Genomic DNA, 20,067 nt, shown 5'->3' with positions numbered 1-20,067 from the left:
TTGATGGCTGAAATGATGCAATTCGACCTGGTCAGCCCCGAGCGGCGGCTTGCTTCCGTGCAGGCCTCCGAGGTGCAGATCCCGGGGGCTGAGGGCGACTTCACCGCCATGGCGCAGCACGCGCCGGTGATCTCTACCCTGCGACCCGGTGTGCTGACGGTGGTGACCGATGTCGGCTCCGAGCAGTATCTGGTGACAGGCGGCTTTGCGGAAGTCGGCGCGGGGGGCACGTCTGTGCTGGCCGAGCGGGCATTTGCCAAGGCTGACGTGACCGCAGAGCTGATGGAAGAGCTGATCAAGGAAGCCAACATGCAGCGCGATGCGGCCAACACCGATGCGGCGGCGAAATATGCCGACGATCTGGTGGCCGCACGGACGCAAATCCTGGCCTGATCCTTGGCCCGGCGGCCCACACTTGAAAGTATCCTGGAAAGCCCTGCATCTGCGGGGCTTTCTTTACGTTCGGGCAGGGGGTAGACCCTAGCACCATTATGCTGCCAAAGTTTCGCCGGGATTTGTGCGTATCGGCGTCGTGTAAAGGGTAAGAATGCAGCGTCTGAACAGCAATACGATCGGGATAACCCAGGGATCACGGGTTTTGTTCTCGGACTTCATCGACGATGGGCCGATGTGGACCGGGACCGGTCCGCGCGAGCATCGTTTCGAGGTCGACTTTGCCGAGCGTTTCGCCGCCGTGCCCAATGTGCAGGTCTCGATCTCCATGTGGGACAGCGACCAGAAGACCAATCAGCGTATGGATATCTCGGCAGAGAACATCACGGAGACCGGATTCGATCTGGTGTTCCGGACCTGGGGCGACACCCGCGTTGCGCGAGTGCGGGCCAACTGGATGGTGATCGGCCCCTTGCCCAACGAGGATGATTGGCAGCTTTACTGAGCTGACCCAAATGTGCGCTGTCGCGCGCGCCTTTTGACTATGCTCTTGGGAGGCCTTGCCTCCCGCCGCATGGGCATCCCACGGGGCGTCTCTCTACTGTTGGGCCTAGCTGCTGGGGTAGAGGCTTTCGTAAATCGGCTTCAGTGTCTCGTTGTCAAACAGCGACGAGACCGACATGCCGCCCGAGATATTCAGGATCGCCTGGGCGAACATGGGCGCTGTCGGCACGATGCGGATGTTCTTGCATGTCTTGACGGCCTCGGTGGGCTCGATGCTGTCGGTGATGACGAGGCTTTTCATCACCGATTTGGTGATCCGCTCCACCGCTGGGCCCGATAGCACGCCGTGGGTGATGTAGCTGTGCACCTCGGTCGCGCCCGCGCCCATCAACACCTCGGCGGCCTTGCACAGGGTGCCGGCGGTGTCGCAAATGTCGTCGACAATAATGCATTTCTTGCCTTTGACGTCACCGATGACGGTCATCTCGGCCACCTCGCCCGCCTTCTCGCGGCGTTTGTCCACGATGGAGAGCGGGGCGCCGATGCGCTGCGCCAGCTCGCGCGCGCGGGCCACGCCGCCCACATCGGGCGAGACCACCATGACATTCTCGCGGTCCTTGAAGTGGTGCAGGATGTCGAGCGCGAAGATCGGCGAGGCGTAGAGGTTGTCCACGGGCAGATCGAAGAAGCCCTGGATCTGGGCTGCGTGCAGGTCCATGGTCAGCACCCGCTCGACGCCGGAATTGGCGATCAGGTTGGCGACCAGTTTGGCCGAGATCGGCGTGCGCGCCTTGGTGCGGCGGTCCTGCCGTGCGTAGCCGAAATAGGGGATGACGGCGGTGATGCGTGCGGCCGAGGAGCGGCGCAGGGCGTCGGCCATGATCAACAGCTCCATCAGGTTGTCATTGGCGGGGTTCGAGGTGCTCTGGATGATGAACATATCCTCGCCGCGCACATTCTCGAACACCTCGACAAAGATCTCGCCATCGTTAAAGCGTTCGACCCGGGCATCGACCGGCCGGACCGCCATGCCGCGATGCATCGACATTCGCTTGGCCACGGCTTCGGCCAGCGGTTTGTTCGCATTGCCCGCAATGAGCTTGAGATCGGAAGTGTGCAGCATGAAGTATCCCCGTTTGGCAGCCTGTGGGAGGCCGTGCTCCCCAGCCCCAACCCCGCGTTGCGCACCCCGTAGCATCGCACTAGGATTCGCGCAAAGCCAAAGCCCCGCAAAGGACGTGCAAATGCCGCATATCGACTACTATTTCGCGACCCTGTCTCCCTACACCTACATGGCGGGCACCCGCCTGGAGGAGGTCGCGGCCAAGCACGGCGCGACGATCACCTACAAGCCGCTCGATATCATGGCCCTGTTCGGCCGCACCGGCGGCACCCCGCCGCCGCAGCGCCACCCCAACCGGCAGGAGTGGCGACTGCAGGAGATGCGGCGCTCGGCCAAGAAACTGGGGCTGCCGATCAACCTGAAGCCCGCCCATTGGCCAACGAATCCCGCGCCGTCCTCCTACGCGATCATCGCGGCCCAAGAGGCAGGGGGCGATGTGGGGGCGCTGGTTCATGCGTTCACCCGCGCCTGCTGGGCCGAAGAGCGCGACATCGCAGAGGATGCCGTCGTGCGCGAGGTGCTGGAGGCCAATGGGTTCGACGCCGCGCTGGCCGATAAAGGCCTGCTGGCCGGAGCCGAGCAATACGCGCGCAACCTCGAGGACGCTGTGGGCGCGGGCGTCTTTGGCGCGCCGACCTACATCACCGATGGCGACGAGCGGTTCTGGGGGCAGGACAAGATCGAGGATTTGGACCTGCATCTCTCCGGCAAGCTCTAGGTGCCCGACGCCGTTTTGCTTCATGGTATGCTCGCTGACCGGCGGGTATGGCGCGGCGTGGTGCCTCAGCTGGATCACCTGACGCGCCATCTGGTCGAGTTGCCCGGACACGGCGACGCGCCGGATTGGGACGGGGGCGCGTATCAGGATCAGGCGCTTGGCCTTCTCGATGCACAGGCGCAAGGCCCGATCCATCTGATTGGCCACTCATTCGGGGCTACGGTCGCGCTGCGTTTTGCGGTCGAGCACCCGGAGAAGCTGGCGAGCCTGACGCTGATCGAGCCTGTATTCTTCCACGCCGCGCGCCGGACGGATCAGGCCGCCTTCGCGCAGTATGCCGAGACCGGCGCGCCGGTGATCGACGCGATCCGGGCGGGCGAGACCCACAAGGCGGCGGAGATGTTTCTGGGCGCTTGGGGCGCGCCCGGGATGTGGGAGGCGCTGCCGGACAAAGCGCGCGACGCGATCGCTGGACAGATGCATCTGATCGACGTTTCGGCCCCGAGCCTGATCGACGATACGGGCAACATCTGGCCGCGCTTGGATCGCATCACCTGCCCGGTGCTCTATGTGCAGGGAGCGAACTCGCCGCCCGTGATCGCCGCCATCGCCCACGGGCTGGAGCAGCAGATGAAGGTCGATGCGACCCTGACCATCGAGGGGGCGGGCCACATGATCCCGCTGACCCATGGCGAAGAGCTGGGTCGGGCCATCGCGCAGTTTACGGCGTAAGCGTGCTCAGGAACTGGTCCACGTCATCCTCGGTCGTGCACCACGAACATACCATGCGAGCAGAGAGCAACTCCTCCGGATCGCCGTCCAGAGGCTGAGCAAAGGGCCACAGGTAGTATTTGGCGCCCGCATCATGGGCGCGCTTGTGGGCGGCGCGCGGCCAGCGGGCGAAGACGGAGTTTGCCTCGACCGGGTGCAGCAGCTCTGCGCCCTCAAGCTGCATCAAACCGTCCTTCAGCCGCGCCGCCATCGCGTTGGCGTGGCGCGCCATCTCGAGCCACAGATCGCCGTCGAGATAGGTCTGCATCTGCGCCGACAGGTAACGGTGCTTCGAGAACAGATGCCCGGCGCGCTTGCGGCGCAGCTCGAACTCCCAGGCGTGTTTCGCATCGAACAGGATCACCGCCTCGACCCCCATCAGGCCATTCTTGGTGCCGCCCAGCGTCACCGCGTCCACGCCCGCTTTCCACGTCATCTCGGCGGGCGAGGCGTTGGTGGCGACCAGCGCATTGGCGAAGCGCGCGCCGTCCATGTGCAGCGGCAGGTCGTAGCGCTTGGCGATGAGGGCGATTTCCTCGATCTGGGCCACGGAATAGACCGCGCCATTCTCGGTGGGCGAGGTCAGCGAGACCGCGCCGCACTGGATGTTGTGCACGCCGCCGCGCCCGGTATGGCTGATCGCGTGATCCAGCGCGTTCGCATCCATACGGGCGTCATCGCCGCCGACCAGCGTCAGTTTCGCGCCGCCGGTGTAGAATTCCGGCGCGCCGCATTCGTCTTCCTCGATATGCGCGTTGGTGTGGCAGAAGATCGTGGACCACGGCGGAGCGAGGCAGGCCAGCGCCGTGCAATTGGCCGAGGTGCCGGTGGCGGTCAGGTAGACCGCGGCCTCGGGCGCCTCGAACCGGTCGCGGATGGCGGCGCGGACCTCGTCCATGATCGGATCATTGCCATAGGGCATCGCGTAGCCTGTATTGGCGCGCACGACCGCCTCCATGACCTTTGGATGCACGGGCGATGTGTTGTCAGAGGCAAAGAACATGGCCAGTTAATCCTCGATTATGTAGTTTTCCCACTCGTCCTCAGACACCTCGAACTCGGGTACCGTCCACCCCTGCACCGACACGCCAGCGTCGTGAACGGACTGCGCGGTGCCAGAGATCAGCGGGTGCCAGTCGTAAAGCGGCTTGCCCTCGTGCAGCAGCCGGTAGGCGCAGGTCTCGGGCATCCAGTAGCCGATCTCGTCGATATTCTTCGGCGTCAGCACCACGCAATCGGGCACAAATTGCTTGCGGATGTCGTATTGCGCGCAGCGGCAGGTGTCGCCGTCCAGCAGGCGGCAGGCCACCCGGGTGAACGCGATCTCCATCGTGTCTTCGTCTTCAAGCTTGTTGAGGCAGCAGCGCCCGCAACCGTCGCAGAGCGCTTCCCACTCCTTGGCGCTCATGTTCTTGAGCGGCACCTTTTCCCAGTATCTTGGGCGCAGACCGTCGCGGGGGATCGGATCGCTCATAGCGCGCCCAAGATGTCGCGCGCGCGGGCGCAATCGGCGTCCATCTGTGTGATCAGCGCCTCCAGCCCGTCGAATTTTTCCTCGCCGCGCAGGAAGTCGACCAACGCCACCGACAGGGTCTCGCCATAGAGATCGCCCTTGAAGTCAAAAAGGAAGCTCTCGCAATTGGGCGTGTTCACCCCGAACATTGGCCGCACCCCGATCGAGGCCGCGCCTTGGTAGCTGCCCCGATGCGGGCCGGTCAGCACATCGACCAGTACGGCGTAGACGCCGAACCTTGGCGGGTGCAGCCCGTCGATGGACATGTTCGCGGTAGGGTAGCCCAGCTCGCGCCCGCGCTGATCGCCCTGGATCACCGGGCCTTCGATGCGGTGCCAATGACTGAGCATCGCCGCGGCGTCGCGGGGGCGGCCTTCGCTTAAGGCTTTGCGGATATTGGTCGAGGACACCTGCGCCGTGTCCTGCGTCACCAGATCAGCGATGGTCACGCCGAAGCCGAAGCGCTGCCCAAACTCCTGCAGCATTTTTGCATTGCCCGCGCGACCCTTGCCGAAACAGAAATCCGCACCGACGACGACATGTTTCAGGCCAAGGCCATCGGCGATCACATCGCGGGCGAATTCCTCCGCTGTCAGACTCGAGAGCGTGGTGTTGAAATTGAGCTGATAGAGCCGTTCGACCCCCAGCTTTTCCAACCGGTTCGCCTTGGCCTCGGCGTTCATCAGGCGGAAGGGCGGGGCGTCCTTTGCGAAGAACTCGCGCGGATGCGGCTCAAAGGTGACGATCCCCAGCGGGGCGTCCGGCGCGGCATTGCGGGCGATGTCGATCACCGCCTGATGGCCGATATGCACCCCGTCGAAATTGCCGATGGCTGCGGTGGCGCCGCGGTCTTCGGGGCGGACAAATTGGTGGTCGCGGATGATCCTCATGGCGTTTGGGTAAACGCCATATTGGGAAGGTGCAAGGGACGCTCTCGGTCTGTCTTTGCCAGACAGACCTGCCGCGCGACGCAGGTCTAGCTGCGCGAGCCCCGCGTTAGTCGAACTTGCGGCTCGGCGCGAGAACCACAGCCTCGCCCTTCAGCACGTTCTTGCCATCCACCTCGCAGCGGGTGTGCATCGTGACGCGGCGCTTGGCGTGGTCAATCTCGACAACTTCGACCTCGGCCATGACCATGTCGCCGGGGCGCACGGGGGCGAGGAATTTCAGGCTTTGCCCCAGATAGACGGTGCCATGCCCAGGCAGCTGCTCGCCAATGACGGCAGAGATAAGCCCGGCGGTCAGCATCCCATGGGCAATGCGGCCTGCGAAGATCGTGTCGCGGGCGTAATCGTCATCGAGATGCACCGGGTTGCAGTCGGTGGAGACTTCGGCGAACAGCTCAATATCGCGGTCGGTGATCTGCTTGCGCAGGTGCCGCTTCATGCCGATCTCGATATCCTCAATGCAAATAGTGCCGCGAGGAAGGTTGTCGGAACGGGGTGTATCAAGCATGGCGCGTAACTTTCAAACAAGGTTGCCTACAAGTTTGAAAGATTATTACTTTGCAGATGCAGAAAAGTCTACCCCTAGTTCCGGTTAACCTGAGCTTAACGCAGGAAGCCAATCGTATAGGTCGGGCTGACCATTTCCTTTTCGAGATAAGCACTTAGCAGATCAGGATCGGGCTGAGTCTCAGTTTTTGTCTCCGCTGCGGCGAGGCCGCCGGAGATGAAAAGGGAATCAAGGTCCTCGCCGAGCGCGCCGCGAATGTCGGTTAACACGCCGTCCCCGATGCACAGGATACGGCTATCGGGAATGTTTTCGCCCAACGCGAACAGACGCCGCCGAGCGAGGTCATAGATCGGCGGATGGGGCTTGCCAAAATAGAGGCTCTCGCCGCCCATCTCGGTATAGAGCTGCGCCAGCGCGCCCGCGCACCATTCGCGGGTCTCGCCGCGGTCCACTACGATGTCGGGGTTTGCACACAGCAGCTTCATGCCCTTCTGCTTGGCGTAAAGAAACTCGGGGCGGTTCACCTCCGGGTCGGCCATCGGGTCGGTCGGGCCGCAGCAGACGATGCCTTCGGCCTGGTCCAGCGGAACCTGCTCGATCGTCACGGGATCTTCAACGATTTCAAGCGGATCGAAGAAATTCTGGTCGTGCGGTTGCCCGATGAAATAGACCTTGGAGCCCACCGCACCGTTGAACATCGCAAAGCGCGCGCTGTCGCCGGAGGTCGCAATCGCGTCCCAGCTGTCACGGGCCACACCGATCTTATCCAACTGCTTAGCGACGCTGCCGCGATGGCGCGGGGCGTTTGTCACGAAGATCACCTTGCCGCCTTTGGCGCGGTAGGTCTGCATCGCCGCAACCGCGTCGGCGAAGGGTTCCAGCCCGTTATGGATGCAGCCCCAAAGGTCCACGAAGAGCGCGTCGTAGCGGTCGGAGACCTCGGAAAGGTGGGTGATGATCTGCGTCAATCTCTATCCAATCTTGTTAACCATTTGGCCGAACAGACCCGGTCGGAGACCTGTCGGCTTTGCGTCGGACTTCTGTCGGACCCTGCGCGCGCAGCGCAACGGCCCGCTCACCGGCTCCACTTGATAGAACATCCCATCGACGGCGTCTGTTCCGCAGGGCCTTCGCCCGTCTCGGCCACGGCGCGCATGGCATTGAGCAGGTCCGGCACGCGGCCTGATGCATCGCCCATGCCAGCGCTGTCCAACCGTCCGCGATATTGCAGGCCGAGAGCCGCGTTGTAGCCGAAGAAGTCCGGCGTGCAGACAGCACCATAGGCGCGGCCCACGGATTGGTCCTCGTCGATCAGGTAGGGGAAGTCCCAGCCGTATTTATCTGCGAAGGGCTGCATCCGCTCCGGCGCGTCGGCCGGGTAGTCGCGGTAGTCATTGGACATGATCGCGACCACGCCCAGCCCCATCTCCCGCAGCGCTTTCGCGTCCTCGCCCAACCGCGCTGCGACGGCCACGACATAGGGGCAATGGTTGCACACGAAGGCCACCAGCAGGCCCTTCGGCCCGCGCGCGTCGTCCAGCGTGACCAGCTTGCCGTCCGGCGTCTTCAATGAGAAGTCAGGCGCCGGGGCGCCAAAGTCGCAGAGCGGGGTGTCGAGCAGGGCCATCCCGGGTGCCCCGATCAGACCTTGAGCGCCGGGATAATCTGCTTTTTACGGCTCATGATGCCCGGCAGAACGACCGAGTTGCCGTCGACCTTGGCGCCGAAAGACAGCTCCGCCACGCGCTTGGACAGATCGTTCGGGATCAGCATCGTGGCCTCTTCGTTGAGGATATCGACGACGAAGAGCAACACCTCGTTCACCTTGTCCTCGCCTGCCACGGTGGACATGGCGGCCATGATCTCGTCCTGGCGGTCGAGCACCATCTTGGGGCTGGTGGTTTCCAGTACCGAGACGCGGAATTTGACCGAGCCAACCTCGTATTCCTTGCTGTCCATGCGCAGCAGCTCTGCCGCCGAGAAGGCGGAGACGTCGGATTTGGCGGCAAACATCTCGGCGGCATAGTCGGGGATCGAGATGCCCAGCTCGCCCGCCAGCTTCTCGGCCAGCGCGCGGTCGGTATCGGTCGTCGTGGGCGAGCGGAACTCCAGCGTGTCCGACAGGATGCAGCTCAGCATCGCGCCCTTGATCTTGTCGGGCATGTGATCCGCGTGATCGCCCATCAGATCGTGCATGATCGTGGCCGTGCAGGCCAGCGGGCGAATGGTGATGTCGATGGGGCCCGCCGTCTCGAGCCCGCCCACCAGCTTGTGATGGTCGATAATCGCGCGGATATCGGCGTCGTTGATATTCTCAGGCAGCTCGGCGGGATTGTTGGTGTCCACGATCACGCAAGGCTGGCCGTCGCGCACATTGTCGATGATCTGCGGCTTATCGAGCGACCAGCGCTCCAGCATGAAAGCGGCCTCGGTGTTGGGCTCGCCCAGCAGGGCGGCCTGCGCGTCGGTGCCGGTGTGGTTGAGGAACCATTCCCAGATCAGCGGCGAGCCGGTACTGTCGGTGTCAGGGGATTTGTGGCCGAAAATCAGGGTCGTCATTGCACGCGGTCCTTGGCTGAGAGGTCTTGTTTGCGCGCCTTATAGGACAGGGGTGGCGGGGTGTCACGCGACCTTGCGCCGCGCCTTTTTCAGGTCGGGGGTGAAGGGGATCGCCGCGAGCTCTGGCGCGGCATGGGCCAGCAGGGCGTCGTTGCAGTGGTTGGCCTGGCGGGCCTTGACGGGCAAGCGCATCGCAGCCGCGATCAGGGCGCGGTCCGAGAACGGATTGACGAAGAAGTTGCGCGTGTAGCCGTAGAATTTGGGCTGCCAGCCGGGCAGCAGATGCTCGACGAAGGCCAGATCGTAATGTAGCGGCTTTGCGGCGTCTGGCAGAGCGTCGTACCATGCCGCGTATTCGGGGCGGAAGCGCGCGACGGCCTCGCCCTGATGCGCATGGTTGATTGCCAGCCGCGCGGTGGCATAGTCCAGATCGACCCCGTCCGGGTGCGCGCCGTCGCGGGCCAGCCCGCGCTTCCAGTGGTTGGCCTTCACGATCTCCATCACGTTGCCGCGCAGCACCACACCGCGGGGGATCTGCTGGCAGAGCCCGTCCATCACCTCGTTATTGGCGTCGCCCACATAGCCGCCCGCCAGCCGGAAGGCCATTTTCTGGCGTCGGCGGGCCTTGTTGGACAGGGTCTTGCGCGCGTGGCCCTCGTGCCACGAGGTGTAGGTGGTATGGGGCAGACCCAGCGTCTGGGCCATGGTCTGCGCGAGCTCGGCGTCGATGGTGCCTTGCCAGTTCATCACATAGGTGAAGCTGCCCTGGAGATGCTCCAGATGCGGCTTGGCGCAGGCGGCCAGATTGCGGCTGTCTCGGCCACCGGTCAGGGGCAAGAGCGTAGGGGTGGAGCGGGCGATTGCGCCGATGATCGCACTAAGGCGCGTGGCCATCTGCGGGATCGTGTCTTGCTCGGCGAAGTCCTCGTCCGCCGTGGGCCAGAAGCGGGTGAGGGTGAAGTCATCGAGGTTCAGCCGGTGATTGGGCGGGATCGCCCGGACCGCGTGATCGCGGGTGTAGCCCAGCGAGTAGGCGCCCTTGCCTGACATGACCGCCTTCGCGTCAAAACCCTCCGGCGCGGTGGGCGGCCGGTCGAGGCACATCAGCACGGTGGAGGCGACGGTGCGGGTCGAGGCGTCAAAGACCCCGCCCATGGACCCCGATGGGTCGGAATAGGCGGCGTCCGGCGTCAGGACCACGTAGCGGCCCGCGCATTGGGTCACGAACGCCTCGGGCGTCTCACCGAAGCTCAGCTTGTGGCCGTCGCCCACGCGTTGGCCCGCGCCATCCACCGCGATGCCCAGCACGATCGCCACCATCGCGCCGCCGTGGTCGTGGATCCGCGCATAGGGCAGGGCGCGGCAATGGTGCAGCCGCCATGCGCCCAGCTCGGTGACGCGGTAGCCGTCGATCTGCAGGTCGGGCGATTGGGACAGGGTGAACTGGGTGCGGAAGGTGCGCGCGAAGCTCAGGCCTGCGTGGCCGCAGGCGGTCTGCGCCGCGAGGGGGGCGGTGATCATGGGCGACGGCTCCTTCAGGGGCTCTATGTCTGCTCGTATGTTGATCCCAGGCTACACCATCGCGAGGCCGTTTGGCGAGAGCTTGTTGCGCGGGGCGCACGCCCCTATCGTCACGCCCATGGTGAAAGAGGTCGAGCTATACCCCGCCGTGAAATCCTTCCTCGAAGGGCAGGGCTACGAGGTGAAATCGGAGATCGGGGCCTGCGATGTCGTGGGCTGCCGCGCGGGCGATGACCCGGTTATCGTGGAGCTGAAGGCGGTCTTCTCATTGAGCCTGTTCCACCAGGGCGTTGCCCGGCAAGCGATCTGCGATGATGTCTATGTCGCCGTGCCGCACAAGCCGGGCAAGCCGTTTCTCAAGGCGATCAAGGACAACACCGCGCTCTGCCGCAGGCTGGGTCTGGGGCTGATCACCGTGCGATTGCGTGACGGGCTGGTCCAGGTCCATGTCGACCCCGCGCCCTATGCCCCGCGGAAATCTAAGATGCGCAAGGGGCGGCTGTTGCGCGAGTTCGCCCGCCGGGTGGGCGATCCGAATGCGGGCGGGCAGACCCGGGCCGGACTGATCACCGCCTACCGCCAGGACGCGCTGAAATGCGCGCGCCATCTGGCGGCGCAGGGCGTCTCAAAGGGGGCGGCGGTGGCAAAGGCCGCGGAGGTGCCGACGGCCACGCGGATCATGGCGGCGGATCACTACGGCTGGTTCGAGCGGGTCGAAAAGGGCCATTACGGCCTGACGCCGAAAGGGGTCGCGGCGTTGGGCGATTATAAAGACGCGCTTTAGAGGCGGGAAAGCCGCATCGATGCGGCTTTGTGAAAGCGTCTTGCAAGACGCTTTGCACGCGCATTGCAATGCGCGTGAAGAAAGGCCGTTCGAACGGCCTTGATCGCCTGACTTGAGCTGTTTCACACCAAATCACCCTTATTTCCCACGCTCTTCACGGTCTGTGCGCGCGCTTCTCACGCAGGCGGCCTTGGCCGCTCCGCACCCCGCCCCGCACACTCATGGCACGACAATTTCGACAAAAGTTCACACCATTTTGGAGATTTGACATGCCCAAAGATAGACAATCCAACGCCCACCGCGTGCGCATCGAGGCCGCTGATCTGGCCCATAGCCGCCCGCACCCGACCCATGCTGCCAATGGCGACGAGACGCGGTTTTCGAGCGCGTGCTACGCGCTGACTTTCACCAAGGGCCTGTGCCACGACGTGGCCACTGGCCTTGTGTCCGACCCCACGCATTTCGAGGCGTTTCGCGGCGCCATTGACGAGGGCTATATCGAGGCCTTCACGTCGCGCGTGCCGGTTCCGCAGGACCCGAAGCGCGGTCGCCGCAGGTGGGAGGCCCCGACCGCCGGTAGCGCCTATGATCTGCAGGGCCCCGACGCGCAGGCCGTCACCATGCCGCCCGCCCCCGCGATGGGCTCGTCCGAGCTCGATTTCGAGTTGGCGGAGGTCTATGAGCTGGCGCTTTTGCGCGATACGCCACTTCTGAGCTTCGATCAAAACGGCGGGCCCGGCTCGGGCGACGTGAATGATGCGGTCAGCCGCCTCAATGCGATGGACTACGCCAAGGACGGCTTCCCCGGCCGCCCGCGCACCAATGAAGGCGGGCAGCTGACCCGCCAGACCGTGTTTCGCGGCTCGGGGGTGGGGGTCGAGCACGGGCCTTACCTGTCGCAGTTCCTGTGGATCGGGTCGTGCGATCAGGCGGGCAGCATCGATGTGGGGGACGGCTATATCAGCTATGGCGGTCAGCGGATCGACCAGCGGGTGCTGCGCGCCAAGGATGGCGACGACCACATGACCAACTGGCAGGACTGGCTCGACGTCCAGAAGGGCTTCGATGTGAACGGATGCGGGTCCGGGCAGACGCTTGACGGCGAGCGGTGCTTCATCCACCGGCCGCGTGATCTGGCGACCTACGTGCATTTCGACGCGCTCTATCAGGCCTATCTGAACGCCACGCTGATCCTTCTGGGCATGGGCACGCCGTTCGACCCCGGCTTTGCGAAGCTGTCAGGGATGCGCGACATGTTCAACCCGCTCTCCGGCGCGGCCGGGATCAAGCAGAACGCGGGCGGCTTTGCGCTGTACGGCGGGCCGCAGATCCTGACCCTGGTCACCGAGGTGGCGACGCGGGCGCTCAAGGCCGTGCGCTACCAGAAGTTCAACAACCACCTGCGGCTGCGGCCAGAGGCGCTGGCGGGTCGGTTGGCGCGGGCGTGCGAGATCGACAGCGCGCACCCGTCGACCTGCGGGGCGTTCTCCAGCATGCGCGACCGCATGGTGCCCACGCTCAGCGCCATCGACAGCGCCAACCCGGCCGATCCGGCGCTGCCCGGGGGCAACCTGCTGCTGCCCATGGCCTTCCGCGAAGGCTCGCCCATGCATCCGACCTACGGGGCGGGGCATGCCACCGTGGCGGGGGCCTGCGTGACCATTGTCAAGGCGTTCTTCGATACCGGCACCGTTATGGGGGCCAATGCCGATGAGGGCTGCCGGAAGGGCAAGATCGGCTTCTACCGCCGGATCGAGGACCCGTGCTACTTCGAGGCGGTCGAGAAGGGCAAGACGCTCGACAAGCGCCGCGCAGAATGCCCGCTGACGCTGGAGGGCGAGCTGAACAAGCTGGCCGCCAACGTCTCCATCGGGCGCAACATGGCCGGGGTGCACTACTATTCCGACTACTACGACAGCCTGCGCATGGGCGAGGAGATCGCCATCGGCATGTTGCAGGAGCAGGCGCTGTGCTACCCGACCGACGATTTCGTCCTGTCGGTGCCGACCTTCGACGGCGATCTTGTGCGCATCGGCGGCAAGTGACCCCGTCGATCCTGAGCAGCCAGAGGGGGCCCGTGTGGGCCCTCTCATTTCGTGGAAGCGCGGGATAAATTTTTCACACACCAGCGGTTGACTCGCCCCCGCCCGCTCCTTAGCTACGCAACGTTAGCACTCGCGCCATGTGAGTGCTAATGCCCCCATCGCGGGGCTGAACTGGAAATTTGGAAGCTAGGGAGCACCAAAACCAATGGCATTGAAACCGCTACACGACCGTGTCCTGGTTCGCCGCACCGAAGGCGAAGAGAAAACCGCTGGTGGGCTGATCATCCCCGACAGCGCGAAAGAGAAGCCCGCAGAGGGCGAGATCGTCGCAGCAGGCGAAGGCGCACGCAAAGACAGCGGCGAGCTGATCGAGATGGCCGTCAAGACCGGCGACCGCATCCTGTTCGGCAAGTGGTCCGGCACCGAAGTCACCATCGACGGCGAAGAGCTGCTGATCATGAAAGAGAGCGACATCCTGGGCATCCTGTCCTAAGTCGCTCACCCCCTCGAAACAAATCGAAATTCTAAGGAGCTACTCTAATGGCTGCTAAAGACGTTAAATTCGACACCGACGCCCGGAACAAGATGCTCAAGGGCGTCAATATCCTGGCCGACGCCGTCAAGGTTACCCTGGGCCCCAAAGGCCGCAACGTGGTGCTGGACAAATCCTTCGGCGCCCCGCGCATCACCAAGGACGGTGTCTCCGTCGCCAAAGAGATCGAGCTGGAAAACAAGTTCGAGAACATGGGCGCGCAGATGGTCAAGGAAGTCGCTTCCCGCACCAATGACGAAGCCGGCGACGGCACCACCACCGCCACCGTGCTGGCCCAGGCCATCGTGCGCGAAGGCATGAAGTCGGTTGCCGCTGGCATGAACCCGATGGACCTGAAGCGCGGCATCGACATGGCGACCGCGAAAGTGGTCGAGGCCATCAAGGCCGCTGCCCGTCCCGTCAACGATTCCGATGAGGTCGCACAGGTCGGCACCATCTCCGCCAACGGCGAAGCCGAAATCGGCCAGCAGATCGCTGGTGCGATGCAGAAAGTCGGCAACGAAGGTGTGATCACCGTCGAAGAGAACAAAGGCCTCGAGACCGAGACCGATGTCGTGGAAGGCATGCAGTTCGACCGCGGCTACCTGTCGCCCTACTTCGTGACCAACCCCGAGAAAATGACCACCGAGCTGGACGACGCCCTGATCCTGCTGCACGAGAAGAAGCTCTCGTCGCTGCAGCCGATGGTGCCGCTGCTCGAATCCGTCATCCAGTCCGGCAAGCCGCTGCTGATCATCGCCGAAGACGTCGAGGGCGAAGCCCTGGCGACCCTCGTGGTCAACAAGCTGCGCGGCGGCCTGAAGATCGCTGCCGTTAAGGCCCCCGGCTTCGGCGATCGCCGCAAAGCCATGCTGCAGGACATCGCGATCCTGACCGGCGGCCAGGTGATCTCCGAAGATCTCGGCATGAAGCTCGAGAACGTCACCATGGACATGCTTGGCACCGCCAAGAAGGTCCAGATCACCAAGGACGAGACGACCATCGTCGATGGTGCTGGTGAGAAGGCCGAGATCGAGGCCCGCGTTTCCCAGATCCGTCAGCAGATCGAAGAGACCACCTCCGACTACGACCGTGAGAAGCTGCAAGAGCGCGTGGCCAAACTGGCCGGCGGTGTTGCCGTGATCCGCGTCGGCGGCATGACCGAAGTGGAAGTGAAAGAGCGCAAGGACCGCGTCGACGACGCCCTGAACGCAACCCGCGCCGCTGTCCAAGAGGGCATCGTTGTGGGCGGCGGTGTCGCTCTGGTGCAGGCCGCCAAGACCCTCGACGGTCTGGAAGGCGTCAACAATGACCAGAACGTCGGCATCAACATCGTGCGCAAGGCCATCGAGGCTCCGCTGCGCCAGATCGCCGAGAACGCAGGTGTCGACGGTGCGGTTGTTGCGGGCAAAATCCGCGAAAGCAACGACAACACCTTTGGCTTCAACGCGCAGACCGAGGAATATGGCGACATGTTCAAGTTCGGCGTGATCGACCCGGCCAAAGTGGTGCGCACTGCGCTGCAGGACGCAGCCTCGGTCGCGGCTCTGCTGATCACGACTGAAGCCATGGTTGCTGACGCCCCCGCCAAGGAAGGCGCCGGCGGCGCTGGCGGCGGCATGCCCGACATGGGCGGCATGGGCGGCATGATGTAAGACGCGCTTTCCTGCACAGGAAACGCGTCTGGCAACAGGTGATCGCAGATCACCGAGAGCCCACGCCGTCTGATCAAATAAAGAAGGGCCGCTCCATCCGGGCGGCCCTTTTTCTGTCTGTGCGTGCTACCTTTCCGCGCGCATCACCCGGACCAGTATAATCGTCCCGATCCCCGCCATCACCGCCACGACCCCGTAATTGATCGCCGGAATCCACTCCCCAAAGGTGAGCCGCCCCAGCAGTCTCTGGGGCAAAAAGGTAAACGCCCCGGCGATCAACAGGCCGCTCGCATAAAGCGAGCGCATGAAATTCTGATGCGCGCGCACGCGCGCTGGCCGCGCTCGCACCGCCAGAACGCCCAGCACCAGAGAGCACAGGGTGTAGACGGACAGCAAATGGATCGGGCTGAACCCGCCCGGGTTGATTTCGCGGATCGCAAAAGAGCTGAGCGCCCCCACGGCCATCAAGCCCACCCAAATGCGCCCCAACATGCGGTGCCGGGCGTCGCCCTTGCGCCGCCACAACACGAACGCACCCAGGATCAGCGCCGCGACCACGCAGATCAGATGCACCCAGATCGCGGGGGTCATCTCGGCAATCAGCTCTAGCCTTCGGCTCATCACGGGGGGCTTTCCTTGGGTGCGATCATGCTGCCTGCCGGAAATGTGTCTGTCAATTCCGCCGGTTTCGCCCTAATCCGCGCCCATGCGCCTGTTCCTGCTCACCGCCCTCACCATGGTGGCCTTTGCCGCCAACTCCGTCCTGAACAAGCTGGGTGTGGCCCGGGGCGACATGGCCCCGCTGGACTTCGCCATGCTGCGCACATGGGCGGGGGCGGTGATGTTGCTGGCGCTGGTGCGCCTGCGCGCGCCCGCAGCCACGTCCGAGCGCGGCAGCCTCGCGGGCACGGCGGCGCTGCTGGTCTACATGCTGGGCTTCTCGCTCGCCTATGCGTCGCTCGACGCGGGCGTCGGTGCGCTGATTTTGTTCGGCGTGGTGCAGATCACGATGTTCGCCGCCGCACTGCGCGCGCGGGAGGCCATCCCGGTGTTGCGCTATTTCGGCTGCTTCGTGGCGTTTGCGGGGCTGGCCGCACTGCTCTGGCCCGCAGGCAACGCTGCACCTGATCTTCTGGGCGGGGCTTTGATGGCCGCGGCTGGGATCGGCTGGGGCGTCTACACGCTGCTGGGCAAGGGCGCGGCCCAACCTCTGGTGCGCACCGAGTACAATTTCCGCTTTGCGGCCATCGCCCTTCTACCGCTGGTCCTTTTCACCGGCCTACCTTCGGGAAATGTGACGGGCTACGCCGCCGCGATCACCTCTGGTGCGATCAGCTCCGCGCTGGGATATGCGCTGTGGTACCGGGTGCTGCCGCAGCTGCCCACAACCATCGCCGCGACCGCGCAATTGACCGTGCCTGTCATCGCCCTCGCGGGCGGCATGCTGTTTCTGGGCGAGGCGCTCACCCTCCGCTTCGCCGTCGCCAGTGTGCTGGTCTTGGGCGGTGTGGCACTGGCCCTGCGCCCGAAATCCTAAGCCAATTTGGCGTCGCTCACACCACCCGCGACAGCATCCCGCCCGCGTCGCGGGTGATCTTGCCCTCCAGCTCCAACGCCGTCAGATGCGGGGCCACCGCGCCCGCGGTCGCCTTCAGGTCACGGATCAACTGATCCTCCGGGATTGGCGTAGGGCCAAGCAGGCCGAGGATTTCGGCATGGGCCGGGCCGTGGCTATGCACGGGTGTTGCACGCGGCGGGGCGGCGGGGCTCGGCGCGGCCACGGGGGTGCTCGGCCGCTCCAGCGCCTCAATCACATCGCGCGCGGAGCGCACCAGCTGTGCGCCGTCGCGGATCAGCATATTGCACCCGGCCGCTCGCGCGTCAAAGGGATGTCCAGGCACCGCCATCACGTCGCGCCCCTGGTCGAGCGCGTTGCGCGCGGTGATGAGCGAGCCGGACTTGGCGGCGGCCTCCACCACCACCAGCGCCTGGGACAGTCCGGAGATGATCCTGTTGCGCCGCGGGAAGTCGCGCGCCTGCGGTTGCAGGCCTAGCGCGCGCTCCGACAGGCGCAGGCCCCGGATCGCGATCTGCTCGTGCAAGGTCATGTTTTCCTTGGGATAGACCGTGTCCAGACCGCCGGCCTGCACGGCGATGGTGCCGGTCTCGAGCGCCGCGATATGCGCGGCGGCATCGATCCCGCGGGCAAGGCCGGAGACGATCACATGACCCGCCTCGCCAAGCTTGGCGGCAAGCGATTGCGCCATCCGGCTGCCCAACGACGAGGCATTGCGGGCGCCGACCAGGCCGATGCAGGGCCGGTGCAGCAGGGACGTATCGCCCAGGGCCCACAGCACCGGTGGCGCGTCGGGCAGATCCATCAGGGCGCGGGGGTAATCCGGCGTGCCGAAACACAAAAGCCGTGCGCCGATTTGCGCGCCCGCCTCAAGCTCCCGCTCGGCGACCTCCAAGGGGCAGACGAGATAGCGCTGCACGCCAGCGGCCTCGGCAATCGCGGGCAGCGCGTCGAGTGCAGCGTCGGCAGAGCCGTGCTCGGCCATGAGGCGGTGAAATGTGGTGGGGCCAACGCGGCGGGACCTGATCAGACGGAGCCAAGAGGCAATTTCGCCCTGACGTCTTGGGGGTGCGAGGGGGGGTGGGGTAGACAGCAGGTCGCTGGCCATCTCGTCGCTCCGTCTGAACAGTGACTACGTTGTGGCCCCGGCGGAGTTAAGAGAGTGTGAACAGATATAATTATTCGACATTTTTTCGCTACCCGTCTGAAGATAATAGGAAAAATAAAGGTCCAGCCGGTACGACCCAATGGCGGCACCTGACCGGACCTCCCCCAAAATAGCGAGGAACGTTTTGGTTAACTGAGCCTTCCCGTCGTGGCGACTCGCGGCTCAGGCCGCGGAGCCGCCCACTGTAAGTCCGCCGATCTTCAGGGTTGGCTGGCCGACACCCACCGGCACCCACTGACCGGCCTTGCCGCAATTGCCCATGCCGGGGTCGAGCGCCATGTCGTTGCCGATAGCCTGAATATGCTGCAGCGCGGTCGCGCCGTCGCCGATCAGCGTCGCGCCGGTCACCGGCTCGCCCACGACACCGTCGCGGACCCGGTAGGCCTCGGTGCAGCTGAAGACGAACTTGCCGTTGGTGATATCGACCTGCCCGCCGCCAAAGCCCACGGCGTAGATGCCGTTCTTGAGGTCCTTCACGATCGCCTCCGGCGCCGCGTCGCCGCCCAACATGTAGGTGTTGGTCATGCGCGGCATCGGCGCGTGGGCGTAGCTTTCGCGCCGCCCGTTGCCGGTGGGCTCGACCCCCATCAGCCGCGCGTTCTGGCGGTCCTGGATGAAGCCCACGAGGATGCCGTCCTCGATCAGGGTGTTCTTGCCCGAGGGCGTGCCCTCGTCATCCACGCTGATCGAGCCGCGCCGGTCCGGGATCGTGCCATCGTCGAGCACCGTGACCCCCGGGGCGGCGACCCGCTGGCCCATCAGCCCGGCAAAGGCAGAGGTCTTCTTGCGGTTGAAATCGCCTTCCAGCCCGTGGCCCACGGCCTCATGCAGCAGGATGCCCGGCCAGCCGGGACCAAGCACCACGTCCATAACGCCCGCAGGCGCGGGGGCCGCGTCGAGGTTGACCAAGCCGATGCGCAGCGCCTCGCGCACAAGGCCCTGCCAGTGGTCCGGCTCCATCAGCCCGTCGAGCATTGTGCGCCCGCCGCCGCCCGCCGTTCCGCTTTCACGACGTCCGTCCTTCTCGACCATGACAGAGACGTTGAGCCGCACCATCGGGCGGTCGTCGGAGACGAGCGTGCCATCAGGGCGCAGGATCGCGATCTCCTGCAGGGACGCGGCCAGCGAGGCGGAGACCTGCACCACCCGCGAATCCAGCCCGCGGGCGAAGTCGTCGATGCCGCGCAGCAGGTCGACCTTGACCGGGAAGGCCACGCCTTCCATCGGGTCCATGTCCGAGTAGAGCTTGGTATTTGTGCCCACGGGCGCATCCGCCATCGTGCCGCCGCCCGCGCCCACGGCGAGCCGGGCGGTCTCGGACGCGCGCAGCAGGGCGTGTTCGGAGATTTCGGTGGCATGGGCGTATCCGGCGGTCTCGCCGCGCACGGCGCGTAGGCCGAACCCTTCGGAGGCATCATAGCTCGCGGTCTTCAGGCGGCCATCGTCAAAGGCGAACATCTCGCCACGCTTGCGTTCGAGAAACAGCTCGCCATCATCGGCCCCGTCGGTGGCGTCGCGCAGGATTTTAAGGGCCCGGTCCTGATCGAGCATGGTCTCGAACGGGCGGAAGCGAGGGCTGGTCTGCGGCTGCATCGGTGATTCCTTTGATATGGCGAAAAACGCGCCTGCGGCATGGTATCGCTCTGCCCGCCTCGGCGCTTGCTCCTGACTGCGTAATATGGTTTCTCGCGACAAAGACGCAAGCAGGGACCCGCATGCCCGAACAGCATGGCCCTGGGAATAAACGGGA

The 20,067-nt window shown here is 64.8% G+C and carries 21 protein-coding genes; 9 read left to right on the top strand and 12 right to left on the bottom strand.

The features are described 5' to 3' along the window. The first annotated feature begins 3 nt into the window (after nt 1-3). Nucleotides 4-393, top strand: coding sequence for a F0F1 ATP synthase subunit epsilon (locus tag C8N43_RS08240; RefSeq protein ID WP_107845139.1), 390 nt, complete (start codon nt 4-6; stop codon nt 391-393). Nucleotides 394-547: 154 nt separating this feature from the next. After that, a complete protein-coding gene (locus tag C8N43_RS08235; protein ID WP_211308573.1) occupies nt 548-898 on the top strand; it encodes an H-type lectin domain-containing protein in 351 nt (116 codons plus the stop codon). A 105-nt stretch (nt 899-1,003) separates the two neighbouring features. Here C8N43_RS08235 and C8N43_RS08230 read toward each other — a convergent pair whose 3' ends face one another. Beyond that, nucleotides 1,004-2,020, bottom strand: coding sequence for a ribose-phosphate pyrophosphokinase (locus tag C8N43_RS08230; protein WP_107845138.1), 1,017 nt, complete (start codon nt 2,018-2,020; stop codon nt 1,004-1,006). Nucleotides 2,021-2,141: 121 nt separating this feature from the next. On the opposite strand from C8N43_RS08230, the gene C8N43_RS08225 reads away from it, so the two are divergent. Further along, nucleotides 2,142-2,738, top strand: coding sequence for a 2-hydroxychromene-2-carboxylate isomerase (locus C8N43_RS08225; RefSeq protein ID WP_107845137.1), 597 nt, complete (start codon nt 2,142-2,144; stop codon nt 2,736-2,738). Beyond that, entirely contained in the window at nt 2,739-3,470 is a 732-nt protein-coding gene (locus C8N43_RS08220; protein WP_107845136.1) for an alpha/beta fold hydrolase, read from the top strand. On the opposite strand, the gene C8N43_RS08215 is transcribed toward C8N43_RS08220, so the two are convergent. The 8 genes from C8N43_RS08215 to C8N43_RS08180 all read right to left on the bottom strand — a co-directional run bounded on the left by C8N43_RS08215 (nt 3,460) and on the right by C8N43_RS08180 (nt 10,557). Further along, on the bottom strand, nt 3,460-4,512 hold the full coding sequence (locus tag C8N43_RS08215) for a threonine aldolase family protein (protein ID WP_107845135.1): 1,053 nt from the start codon (nt 4,510-4,512) through the stop codon (nt 3,460-3,462). The two genes, C8N43_RS08220 and C8N43_RS08215, sit on opposite strands and share 11 nt — an antisense overlap. Before the next feature lie 6 nt (nt 4,513-4,518). After that, complete coding sequence (locus tag C8N43_RS08210; RefSeq protein ID WP_107845134.1) at nt 4,519-4,983, bottom strand: YcgN family cysteine cluster protein; 465 nt, start codon at nt 4,981-4,983, stop codon at nt 4,519-4,521. Next, entirely contained in the window at nt 4,980-5,912 is a 933-nt protein-coding gene (locus C8N43_RS08205; RefSeq protein WP_107845133.1) for a bifunctional riboflavin kinase/FAD synthetase, read from the bottom strand. Before C8N43_RS08205 ends, C8N43_RS08210 begins: the two co-directional genes overlap by 4 nt. 106 nt (nt 5,913-6,018) lie before the next feature. Next, nucleotides 6,019-6,477, bottom strand: coding sequence for a MaoC family dehydratase (locus C8N43_RS08200; protein WP_107845132.1), 459 nt, complete (start codon nt 6,475-6,477; stop codon nt 6,019-6,021). A gap of 95 nt (nt 6,478-6,572) precedes the next feature. Continuing rightward, nucleotides 6,573-7,445 carry a TIGR01459 family HAD-type hydrolase gene (locus C8N43_RS08195; RefSeq protein ID WP_107845131.1) on the bottom strand — a complete coding sequence of 291 codons (873 nt, stop codon included), beginning with the start codon at nt 7,443-7,445 and terminating at the stop codon, nt 6,573-6,575. A gap of 107 nt (nt 7,446-7,552) precedes the next feature. Continuing rightward, nucleotides 7,553-8,104 (bottom strand): thioredoxin family protein, encoded by a 552-nt coding sequence (locus C8N43_RS08190; protein WP_107845130.1) that lies wholly within the window; start codon nt 8,102-8,104, stop codon nt 7,553-7,555. A 14-nt stretch (nt 8,105-8,118) separates the two neighbouring features. Next, the gene (locus tag C8N43_RS08185) at nt 8,119-9,036 is read right to left on the bottom strand and encodes a manganese-dependent inorganic pyrophosphatase (protein WP_107845129.1); all 918 of its coding nucleotides are present in this window, start codon (nt 9,034-9,036) and stop codon (nt 8,119-8,121) included. 63 nt (nt 9,037-9,099) lie between these two features. After that, nucleotides 9,100-10,557, bottom strand: coding sequence for a hypothetical protein (locus C8N43_RS08180; protein WP_107845128.1), 1,458 nt, complete (start codon nt 10,555-10,557; stop codon nt 9,100-9,102). 118 nt (nt 10,558-10,675) lie between these two features. Here C8N43_RS08180 and C8N43_RS08175 point away from each other — a divergent pair, with 118 nt between their 5' ends. The 4 genes from C8N43_RS08175 to groL all read left to right on the top strand — a co-directional run bounded on the left by C8N43_RS08175 (nt 10,676) and on the right by groL (nt 15,573). Continuing rightward, nucleotides 10,676-11,341: a DUF2161 domain-containing phosphodiesterase gene (locus C8N43_RS08175; protein WP_211308598.1), complete on the top strand. Its 666-nt coding sequence runs from the start codon at nt 10,676-10,678 to the stop codon at nt 11,339-11,341. Nucleotides 11,342-11,610: 269 nt separating this feature from the next. Then, nucleotides 11,611-13,386, top strand: a complete 1,776-nt coding sequence (locus tag C8N43_RS08170) for a vanadium-dependent haloperoxidase (protein WP_107845127.1) — start codon at nt 11,611-11,613, stop codon at nt 13,384-13,386. Between the two features lie 205 nt (nt 13,387-13,591). Then, complete coding sequence (groES, locus tag C8N43_RS08165; RefSeq protein WP_107845126.1) at nt 13,592-13,879, top strand: co-chaperone GroES; 288 nt, start codon at nt 13,592-13,594, stop codon at nt 13,877-13,879. 47 nt (nt 13,880-13,926) lie between these two features. After that, entirely contained in the window at nt 13,927-15,573 is a 1,647-nt protein-coding gene (groL, locus tag C8N43_RS08160) for a chaperonin GroEL (protein ID WP_107845125.1), read from the top strand. 126 nt (nt 15,574-15,699) lie between these two features. On the opposite strand, the gene C8N43_RS08155 is transcribed toward groL, so the two are convergent. Continuing rightward, a complete protein-coding gene (locus tag C8N43_RS08155) occupies nt 15,700-16,194 on the bottom strand; it encodes a DUF2306 domain-containing protein (protein ID WP_107845124.1) in 495 nt (164 codons plus the stop codon). A gap of 85 nt (nt 16,195-16,279) precedes the next feature. Here C8N43_RS08155 and C8N43_RS08150 point away from each other — a divergent pair, with 85 nt between their 5' ends. After that, nucleotides 16,280-17,110, top strand: a complete 831-nt coding sequence (locus tag C8N43_RS08150) for a DMT family transporter (RefSeq protein ID WP_107845123.1) — start codon at nt 16,280-16,282, stop codon at nt 17,108-17,110. Between the two features lie 16 nt (nt 17,111-17,126). Here C8N43_RS08150 and dprA read toward each other — a convergent pair whose 3' ends face one another. Both dprA and tldD read right to left on the bottom strand, forming a co-directional pair. After that, nucleotides 17,127-18,257: a DNA-processing protein DprA gene (dprA, locus tag C8N43_RS08145; protein ID WP_107845122.1), complete on the bottom strand. Its 1,131-nt coding sequence runs from the start codon at nt 18,255-18,257 to the stop codon at nt 17,127-17,129. A gap of 222 nt (nt 18,258-18,479) precedes the next feature. Then, the gene (gene tldD / locus C8N43_RS08140) at nt 18,480-19,910 is read right to left on the bottom strand and encodes a metalloprotease TldD (protein ID WP_107845121.1); all 1,431 of its coding nucleotides are present in this window, start codon (nt 19,908-19,910) and stop codon (nt 18,480-18,482) included. Nucleotides 19,911-20,067 lie beyond the last annotated feature (157 nt).

This window comes from Litoreibacter ponti, from assembly GCF_003054285.1.
GTDB classification, from domain to species: domain Bacteria; phylum Pseudomonadota; class Alphaproteobacteria; order Rhodobacterales; family Rhodobacteraceae; genus Litoreibacter; species Litoreibacter ponti.
This window is presented reverse-complemented; position numbering and strand designations above follow the sequence as displayed.

Bases quoted from the DNA above. Each gene is read 5' to 3' on its own strand.
- C8N43_RS08240 (WP_107845139.1), top strand. From the start codon at position 4: ATGGCTGAAATGATGCAATTCGACCTGGTCAGCCCCGAGCGGCGGCTT.
- C8N43_RS08235 (WP_211308573.1), top strand. From the start codon at position 548: ATGCAGCGTCTGAACAGCAATACGATCGGGATAACCCAGGGATCACGG.
- C8N43_RS08230 (WP_107845138.1), bottom strand. From the start codon at position 2,020: ATGCTGCACACTTCCGATCTCAAGCTCATTGCGGGCAATGCGAACAAA.
- C8N43_RS08225 (WP_107845137.1), top strand. From the start codon at position 2,142: ATGCCGCATATCGACTACTATTTCGCGACCCTGTCTCCCTACACCTAC.
- C8N43_RS08215 (WP_107845135.1), bottom strand. From the start codon at position 4,512: ATGTTCTTTGCCTCTGACAACACATCGCCCGTGCATCCAAAGGTCATG.
- C8N43_RS08210 (WP_107845134.1), bottom strand. From the start codon at position 4,983: ATGAGCGATCCGATCCCCCGCGACGGTCTGCGCCCAAGATACTGGGAA.
- C8N43_RS08205 (WP_107845133.1), bottom strand. From the start codon at position 5,912: ATGAGGATCATCCGCGACCACCAATTTGTCCGCCCCGAAGACCGCGGC.
- C8N43_RS08200 (WP_107845132.1), bottom strand. From the start codon at position 6,477: ATGCTTGATACACCCCGTTCCGACAACCTTCCTCGCGGCACTATTTGC.
- C8N43_RS08190 (WP_107845130.1), bottom strand. From the start codon at position 8,104: ATGGCCCTGCTCGACACCCCGCTCTGCGACTTTGGCGCCCCGGCGCCT.
- C8N43_RS08185 (WP_107845129.1), bottom strand. From the start codon at position 9,036: ATGACGACCCTGATTTTCGGCCACAAATCCCCTGACACCGACAGTACC.
- C8N43_RS08180 (WP_107845128.1), bottom strand. From the start codon at position 10,557: ATGATCACCGCCCCCCTCGCGGCGCAGACCGCCTGCGGCCACGCAGGC.
- C8N43_RS08175 (WP_211308598.1), top strand. From the start codon at position 10,676: ATGGTGAAAGAGGTCGAGCTATACCCCGCCGTGAAATCCTTCCTCGAA.
- C8N43_RS08170 (WP_107845127.1), top strand. From the start codon at position 11,611: ATGCCCAAAGATAGACAATCCAACGCCCACCGCGTGCGCATCGAGGCC.
- groES (WP_107845126.1), top strand. From the start codon at position 13,592: ATGGCATTGAAACCGCTACACGACCGTGTCCTGGTTCGCCGCACCGAA.
- groL (WP_107845125.1), top strand. From the start codon at position 13,927: ATGGCTGCTAAAGACGTTAAATTCGACACCGACGCCCGGAACAAGATG.
- C8N43_RS08155 (WP_107845124.1), bottom strand. From the start codon at position 16,194: ATGAGCCGAAGGCTAGAGCTGATTGCCGAGATGACCCCCGCGATCTGG.
- C8N43_RS08150 (WP_107845123.1), top strand. From the start codon at position 16,280: ATGCGCCTGTTCCTGCTCACCGCCCTCACCATGGTGGCCTTTGCCGCC.
- dprA (WP_107845122.1), bottom strand. From the start codon at position 18,257: ATGGCCAGCGACCTGCTGTCTACCCCACCCCCCCTCGCACCCCCAAGA.
- tldD (WP_107845121.1), bottom strand. From the start codon at position 19,910: ATGCAGCCGCAGACCAGCCCTCGCTTCCGCCCGTTCGAGACCATGCTC.